Raw genomic sequence first — 7,042 nt, 5'->3', positions numbered from 1 at the left:
GATGAAGCACCCACTGCTGGAGTTTGCGAAGCAGCGTCTCTTCCTCCCATGGGCTTTTCGTGAAAAAATGGCTCAGTGTCGTGCGATGGTTCGGATGAAAACTCCCATGATGTAGATCGGTCAGCGTTCCCGAAAAGCCCTTTGTAATCATCGCATCCACGATATGAACGAGATGCTTCATGACAGGTTTTGAGAAATAAAGTGCCAACCCCAACATCGTCAAAAACTTGTGGATTCCTTGGTGATGTGCTAATCTATTCATGAGACATGAACCCCCTTGTGGATAGTTGTGGCACATCTATTCTAACCAAGGAATCGGGTTCATGTCTTCTTTTTTTTTGGTTGTAAATTTATGTTAGTAAATTTGCTCATCTACAGTTAAATCTTCGTTTTCTTTTCTTAAACGTTCACATTCCGCAAGTACCTGTTCCAATTGAATTCGGATATCCATAACCTTCCCTCTGACCATTTTAATAAGCTGCTAATGTTATTGTAAAACATTGCGCTAGAAGTTAAAAGTGAACACAACTTCATTAACCTGAAGGAAAAAGAGCTCGACACAAAGTTGTGAAAGTGATATCATGATATAAAAACTTGAAGGAGGCCGTAGTCATTATGAGCATTCTTAAAAAAGGGCTAGCGTTTGGACTCGGATTGGCGTTAGCGAGCAAAGAACAGGTAGAAAAGCTAATTGATGAATTGGTGAAAAAAGGGGAATTGTCGCTTGAAGAATCGAAGGATGTTATCGACCTGTGGAAGCAGCAAACAGAAGAAAGAAAAGCGGAATTGCAACGTATCGTGCGCGAACAGATCAAACAAGTGATCGATAAATTCGATTTAGTAACGAAAGACGAGCTACAACAATTAGAGCAACGAATCCGCCGTTTAGAAGAAAAAGAAGACCAGTAATCAAACGGGGCCGCCCATATGGCCATTAAAGGAGATGGACGGATGATTGGAAAAAGAATGCGCCATATGAGCCGTTATCGCGATATCGCTGTCGCTTTGCTCCGCCATGGCTTTGAAATAGTGGTCGAAGAAATCGGTTTTTCCCAGCTTCTTTCCCTTCCGCAACGGCTGCGTGTGGACAAAAAGGAGAGGAATGAAAAAACGATTGGCGAGCGCATCCGCCTTGTGCTTGAAGAATTAGGACCAACCTTCGTGAAACTAGGCCAGCTGGCCAGTACGCGCCCCGATTTAATTCCAGAACAAATTATTCGTGAACTGGAAAAATTGCAAGATCAAGTCCCTCCTTTTTCGTTTACCGATGTTCGCCGCATTATCGAGGAGGAGTTGGGGGAGGAACTGGATCATATTTTCCATTCTTTTGAGGAAGTTCCGCTTGCCGCTGCCTCGATCGGACAAGTTCATCGGGCGGTCCTTCATTCCGGCGAAAAAGTGGCGGTGAAAATTCAGCGTCCGCATATCGCATCAATCATGGAAACGGATTTGGAAATTCTTCAAGATTTGACCGTGCTCGCGGAACGCCGCTTGGCGTGGGCGGCGCAATATCAGATGCGGGATATATTGGACGAACTATCGAAATCGCTTCGCCTAGAGCTCGATTACACCGTGGAAGCGCGCAATGCCGAGAAATTTTCCAAACAGTTTCAAAGCGATCCGACGATTTATGTGCCAAAAGTGTTTTGGGACTATTCAACAAAAAAAGTGCTGACGATGGAATATGTGGAAGGCGTCAAACTAGGGGAACTTGAGCGGCTGAAGCAACGCGGCTATAACTTAAAAATTCTCGCGGAGCGGCTGGCAAAGGGAATGTTCCAGCAAATTTTTATGAAAGGCTTTTTTCATGGCGATCCCCATCCGGGAAATGTGTTAGCCTTGCCAGGAAACGTGATTGCGTTCATTGATTTCGGCATGGTGGGACGAATCACTTCAGAAATGAAATATCATTTATCGTCCTTCATGATCGCTTTGATGCGCCAAAGCACCGATGGGATCATGAAAACGATCGGGGATATGGGCTTGGTGCCGGATGGTGTAGATGTAAGCCAGCTGCGCGAAGATATCGAGAAATTAAGGGAAAAATATTATCATATCCCGTTGAGCCAAGTCAGCCTCGGCGAAGCGGTTCAGGATTTGCTTCACGTTGCATTCCGCCACTCGATCCGCATCCCGAGCGATTTAACGTTATTAGGGAAGGCGCTGCTGACGATGGAAGGGGTCGTGGAAAAATTGGATCCCGACTTTAGCATTACCGACATTGCCGAACCGTTTGGTCGCCAACTGCTAAAGGAACGGCTGCGTCCGAAAAACGTAGCGGAAATGGCATGGAAACGCCTTTCCGATTACGGTGAACTGTTCGTGGATCTCCCGAAAAATGTAAAAGAATTAACGAGGCTGATGAAACAAGGGAAAGTGCGCCTAGAGATCGGCATCCCTGACTTGGATTTTCTATTAAGAAAATTAGACCAAATCAGTAACCGCTTATCGTTTAGCATCGTTTTGCTTTCCTTCAGCATCATTATGGTCGGCATCATCATTGGCTCGTCGATGGGCAGACAATCGACATTATTGTGGAAAATCCCGGCCATCGAAATTGGCTTTTTCGTCGCTACCTTAATGTTTTGCTGGCTTTTATATTCAATTTTTAGATCGGGGAAGTTTTGAATGGAACTCCACCCACTTACTGAATAACGTCAGTGGAAGTGGGTGATTTTTTTGTGTTGCTGGCTGCAAGTCCCTGGCAAAGAAACGTGCGGCGGCGAAGAAAACAAAAGGGACTATAAACATGTGGGACGGTTTGCTGATGGAAGAAGAGCGCCAAGAGGCAACGTTCGTTCTTCCTCTCGCTATTATTGAAACAGGGAACCATATCGCCCAAGCGACCAAAAATCATTATGAATGTGCGCAAGAACTCGTGCGGATTATTGGATAAAGAATCGCCTTGGGCACAACTAAATTCAAGAAGGGGAACAGAAGATTCAAACTCCAGCTGATTTCTATCTTGCGTTAGCTTCCTTTGGTTTATTGACCGTCTGGAAGTGCCTGCTTTGGCTTGTCGTCATCTTTTCTGCTTCCGCAGGAGCTTTTCTTGCGTTGATCCACTAAATAAGCTCGGTTTCTTGAGTAAGAAACATATTACAAAAATGGGGAATCAAGTAAAATAAAAGAGAGAAACAAGCCGAGAGAAGGGGAATAGGTATGCAAGCGGCGAATGGAAAACATGGACGTATTATTTTTCATATTGACTGCAATTCTTTTTTCGCGAGCTGCGAGGTGGCGCGTGATCCGTCGCTGAAAGACGAAGCGGTCGTCGTAGCGGGCGATCCGAAAGAACGGAGAGGGATTGTTCTAGCGGCTAATTATATTGCTAAGCAACGCTTTGGCATCTATACTACTATGCCACTATGGGAAGCGAAGAAAAAATGCCCATCCCTTGTTGTGCGGAAACCGAATTTTTCGCTTTATCGCGAAATGAGCCAGCAAGTGTTCGCATTTTTACAACATATTTCTCCGCTTCTTGAGCGCGCTTCTATCGATGAAGGCTATTTAGATGTCACAGAAATGGCATCATCCCAGCATCCGCTTGCATTAGCCGAACAAATTCAGCGTGAATTGCTTGAAACGATCGGCATCCCTGTAAGCATCGGCATTGCGCCGAACAAGTTTTTAGCGAAAATGGCAAGTGAAATGAAAAAGCCGCTCGGAATTACTGTCTTGCGCAAACGCGACGTCCAACGCCTATTATGGCCACTGCCGGTTGGGCAGATGCATTCCAACGCCTATTATGGCCACTGCCGGTTGGGCAGATGCATGGAGTAGGCGACAAAACCGCCGAAAAGCTAAATACGATAGGGATTACAACCATTGGCGACTTAGCAAAAGCCGAAGAAGCAGCACTCCAACAAAAGCTTGGCATTTATGGCCTTCGTTTGAAAGAGCGGGCAAATGGCATTGATCGTAGTCCGGTTGATCCAGAAGCGAGGGAGAAGTGGAAATCAGTCGGCAACTCCACAACGCTTCCATACGATGTAACAGAAGAACATGTTTTGTTTCAAGTACTCCGTGAACTCGCGGAGTCCGTCAGCGTACGAATGAAACAGAAGCGGGTGGTGTCTACAACCATCCAACTGACGATTCGCTATCACAACTTCCAAACGATCACTCGCAGCAAAACGTGGGACAACCCGTTTCAAGACACGGAAGAGATTTTTCGCTATGCGGTGTATTTATTGAAAAAACATTGGAACGGAGATCCAGTCAGATTACTTGGCATTACCGCTCTTGACGTCTTTGATCGCAAAGAAGCCGTCAAACAGCTCGACTTATTCCATTATGAGGAAGAAGCGAAAACCGAAGCGTTATGGAAAACGGTAGAGAAGCTCCGAAAAAAATTCGGCGACGCAGCGATTCAAAAAGGTGCCTCCTTGTTAGAAAAAGAGAACTAGCAACAAAATAAACAAAATAAAATGATCACATGACAGCGCACAAGATTTTCGCATGAGCCTGTCATATTGCAGGGGAATTTACCATAATAAATTATGAACATGCATCCCATCCGTTAATGGCTCATAGGATATTACGAATGAGAAAAAATGGGAGGGCTTTCATCATGGATTCTTATTTATACAACGATGCAAGGTTCATTAAAGACCTTGAAAAAGCCATTAACGGAGAGTATAGTGCGATTCATTGTTATGCCAAATTGGCTGATTTGGCAGCAAAAGAAAACGTGCGAAAATAAATTCTTGAAATTCGGCAGGATGAGATCAAACATTTTCAACAATTTGAGTATATTTACGTCAGTCTAACCGGAAAACGTCCTCAACCGAAGATTATTGAAGAATGCCCAGATGTTTATGTAAATGGGCTAGAATTTGCTTCGCAAGATGAACAGCGAACAGTGGATTTTTATTTAGAAATTACAGATTACACGACCAGCTCGTATATAAAAGAAGTATTTCGCCGAGCAGCGGCGGATGAACAAAATCACGCCGTTTGGTTTTTATACTATTTTTCCAAAGCCTGATGATCGTTATCATGGGCGTTTTTGGTGAAAATTAGTATTTCAATCATTTCAAAATTTCTAAACTCGTTCAACACCAGAACAAAAAATCCTCTCGATTTTTGCCGAGAGAATGTGAAATATGAGATATAATGTCATCCGTGGACGTTGGGTTTAATGAAATTTTTACAACTCAAAACCCATGATCTCCTAACGCCTTTTCAGCAACATTTACGCTTCGATCTCATTGTTCACTATTTCATAATCCAATTTTTGTATTTCCTCGAATGAAGAAACATAGAAATTACTGAACACATCATTGCCAGCGAAGTGAAAATTTAAGCAACGTTTAAAAACAGTTTATGTAAGTATCGTGTTCCTTCTTTGTTATTTCTAAATTCAAATTATAGCTTGACACTTTTCCACAGCATTAAGAAAAATTCCGGTTTTATTTTTCATATTTTCACAAAATTGTACAAGGAATCTGACAGCTATTGTCGAAAAAATATTTAAAACGAGAAAGTGGGAGGGAAGCTTGTTGCGCAAAATCAACCCTATTCGGTTGGTTGGTATTTGGAAAGAAGGGTATGCCCTAGATTATCATTCAATTGCAAGCGAATTCATCGGTATAGATGAATGGGGGCACAATCGCTTTCAAACAACTAGAAGTTATTTAGGTGAGTTATTGTATCAATTTAAGTATAATCAAGATAGGGAGAAGTTAGCTGAAATAATAAGCCTGATCACCCAATTTATTTCTCGTTGGAATGCCATAAAGGAAGTAGACGTAGTTCTCCCAGTACCCCCATCTAACCGTAACAGAACATTTCAACCTGTTTTTGAACTAAGCAAACAGATTGCGGACTATTTACGTGTACCTTCATATAATGACATATTAGAAAAAACAAATGCAGCTCAAGCCAAAAATCTAAATAAATTTGATAAATCAGAAATATCAGGGTCGATTGTGCGAAAAAAAAGATTTTTAAAATTGGTCAATATATTAGTTGTAGACGATTTATACTCCAGCGGAGCAACATTGCATGAAACTGTGAGAGTGTTAAAAACAGATGAGAATGTTAAAAATGTATACGTCCTCACAATAACAAAAACAAGAAGGTGAATTGAAATGAAAGTATTTGTCGCGGGACCACGAGCAGTATCTGTTTTGAATAAACAAGTAAAAGAAAGATTGTCCAACATTATAAACAACAATTTCACTGTTTTGGTCGGAGATGCAAATGGAGTCGATAAGCAAGTACAAAAGTTTTTACATTCGGTGAATTATCGAAATGTTAAAGTTTATGCAACAAATGGAAGAGCAAGAAATAATATCGGACAATGGGAAGTAGAGAAGGTGAATGTTGAACCAACAAAAAAAGGATTTGATTACTACGCAGCCAAAGATATAGAGATGGCGAAGGATGCAGACTACGGTTTTATGATTTGGAACGGGCAAAGTAAAGGAACGTTAAACAACATGATCAATCTTGCCAAGCTAAACAAAAAAGTATTAGTATACTTTATCCCTGCTAAACAATTTTACACAGTTAAAGATGTGGGTGACATTCGGATGATGATAGACACCGGCAATCCCCCTATTTCCACAAAACTTCATGAGCTCATGCGTGCTTCAGAGCAGTTAAAGCTGTTTTGAATTGTTAAAATAGCGAACAGTGCCAGGCACTATTCGCTATTCATCCCCTTGTCTAAAGACGGGGGCTTTCTTGCGCCTCCCCCGTAATCGCCATACAAATATTAATATTTACTCATATTTCGCACCTTGGTAGGGCGGAACAAAAGGATTTTTTATTCAGTTTTTTAGAATAACTTTTAAACCAACACCAAAAGCGATGGTATCCTTTTTTTACCATCTTTGGTCGTTCTTTATCCCATTAGACGTAAATGCTCTCGTCCATCCCTAATCCTTGCAGAATCCTTCGCTGCTCGTACGTGAGCGGTTGACCTAACGCGCGTTGAATTCGTCCATCCGGCAGTTCCAACAGGACGACTCTGACATACCAAAACAATTGAAAAATCGCTTGTCCGGTCGGTCGGGTCAGTTTCCGGCCTCCC

Annotated in this window: 7 protein-coding genes and 3 pseudogenes; 8 read left to right on the top strand and 2 right to left on the bottom strand. The window is 42.3% G+C overall.

What is annotated here, in order from left to right; translation table 11 throughout:
• A pseudogene (locus tag BM213_RS13745) lies at positions 1–262 on the bottom strand (IS701 family transposase); the annotation flags it as partial.
• A 353-nt stretch (positions 263–615) separates the two neighbouring features.
• Between BM213_RS13745 and BM213_RS13740 the strand changes: the two are divergent.
• From BM213_RS13740 to BM213_RS13715, 8 genes and pseudogenes are all read left to right on the top strand, one after another.
• Complete coding sequence (locus BM213_RS13740) at positions 616–909, top strand: phasin family protein (protein WP_091705075.1); 294 nt, start codon at positions 616–618, stop codon at positions 907–909.
• Positions 910–951: 42 nt separating this feature from the next.
• Positions 952–2,628: an ABC1 kinase family protein gene (locus BM213_RS13735; RefSeq protein WP_091705073.1), complete on the top strand. Its 1,677-nt coding sequence runs from the start codon at positions 952–954 to the stop codon at positions 2,626–2,628.
• A 121-nt stretch (positions 2,629–2,749) separates the two neighbouring features.
• Complete coding sequence (locus BM213_RS14750) at positions 2,750–2,896, top strand: hypothetical protein (protein ID WP_164970131.1); 147 nt, start codon at positions 2,750–2,752, stop codon at positions 2,894–2,896.
• 266 nt (positions 2,897–3,162) lie between these two features.
• Positions 3,163–3,783 carry a Y-family DNA polymerase gene (locus tag BM213_RS15340; RefSeq protein WP_425265936.1) on the top strand — a complete coding sequence of 207 codons (621 nt, stop codon included), beginning with the start codon at positions 3,163–3,165 and terminating at the stop codon, positions 3,781–3,783.
• Entirely contained in the window at positions 3,771–4,409 is a 639-nt protein-coding gene (locus BM213_RS15335) for a DinB/UmuC family translesion DNA polymerase (protein ID WP_425265935.1), read from the top strand. The genes BM213_RS15340 and BM213_RS15335 overlap by 13 nt, the downstream gene beginning before the upstream one ends.
• Positions 4,410–4,573: 164 nt before the next feature.
• Positions 4,574–4,990 (top strand): annotated as a pseudogene (locus BM213_RS13725) (ferritin-like domain-containing protein).
• 514 nt (positions 4,991–5,504) lie between these two features.
• On the top strand, positions 5,505–6,089 hold the full coding sequence (locus tag BM213_RS13720) for a ComF family protein (RefSeq protein WP_091705070.1): 585 nt from the start codon (positions 5,505–5,507) through the stop codon (positions 6,087–6,089).
• A 6-nt stretch (positions 6,090–6,095) separates the two neighbouring features.
• Positions 6,096–6,623 carry a hypothetical protein gene (locus tag BM213_RS13715; protein WP_091705067.1) on the top strand — a complete coding sequence of 176 codons (528 nt, stop codon included), beginning with the start codon at positions 6,096–6,098 and terminating at the stop codon, positions 6,621–6,623.
• Between the two features lie 238 nt (positions 6,624–6,861).
• Here BM213_RS13715 and BM213_RS13710 read toward each other — a convergent pair.
• Positions 6,862–7,042: pseudogene (locus tag BM213_RS13710) on the bottom strand (IS1634 family transposase); the annotation flags it as partial.

The organism is Anoxybacillus pushchinoensis, assembly GCF_900111795.1.
Taxonomy (GTDB): domain Bacteria; phylum Bacillota; class Bacilli; order Bacillales; family Anoxybacillaceae; genus Anoxybacillus; species Anoxybacillus pushchinoensis.
The sequence above is the reverse complement of the archived record's forward strand: the minus strand, read 5'-3'. Positions and strand labels throughout refer to the sequence as shown.

Coding starts and splice junctions, on each gene's coding strand:
- BM213_RS13740 (WP_091705075.1), top strand. CDS start 616: ATGAGCATTCTTAAAAAAGGGCTAGCGTTTGGACTCGGATTGGCGTTA.
- BM213_RS13735 (WP_091705073.1), top strand. CDS start 952: ATGATTGGAAAAAGAATGCGCCATATGAGCCGTTATCGCGATATCGCT.
- BM213_RS14750 (WP_164970131.1), top strand. CDS start 2,750: ATGTGGGACGGTTTGCTGATGGAAGAAGAGCGCCAAGAGGCAACGTTC.
- BM213_RS15340 (WP_425265936.1), top strand. CDS start 3,163: ATGCAAGCGGCGAATGGAAAACATGGACGTATTATTTTTCATATTGAC.
- BM213_RS15335 (WP_425265935.1), top strand. CDS start 3,771: ATGCATGGAGTAGGCGACAAAACCGCCGAAAAGCTAAATACGATAGGG.
- BM213_RS13715 (WP_091705067.1), top strand. CDS start 6,096: ATGAAAGTATTTGTCGCGGGACCACGAGCAGTATCTGTTTTGAATAAA.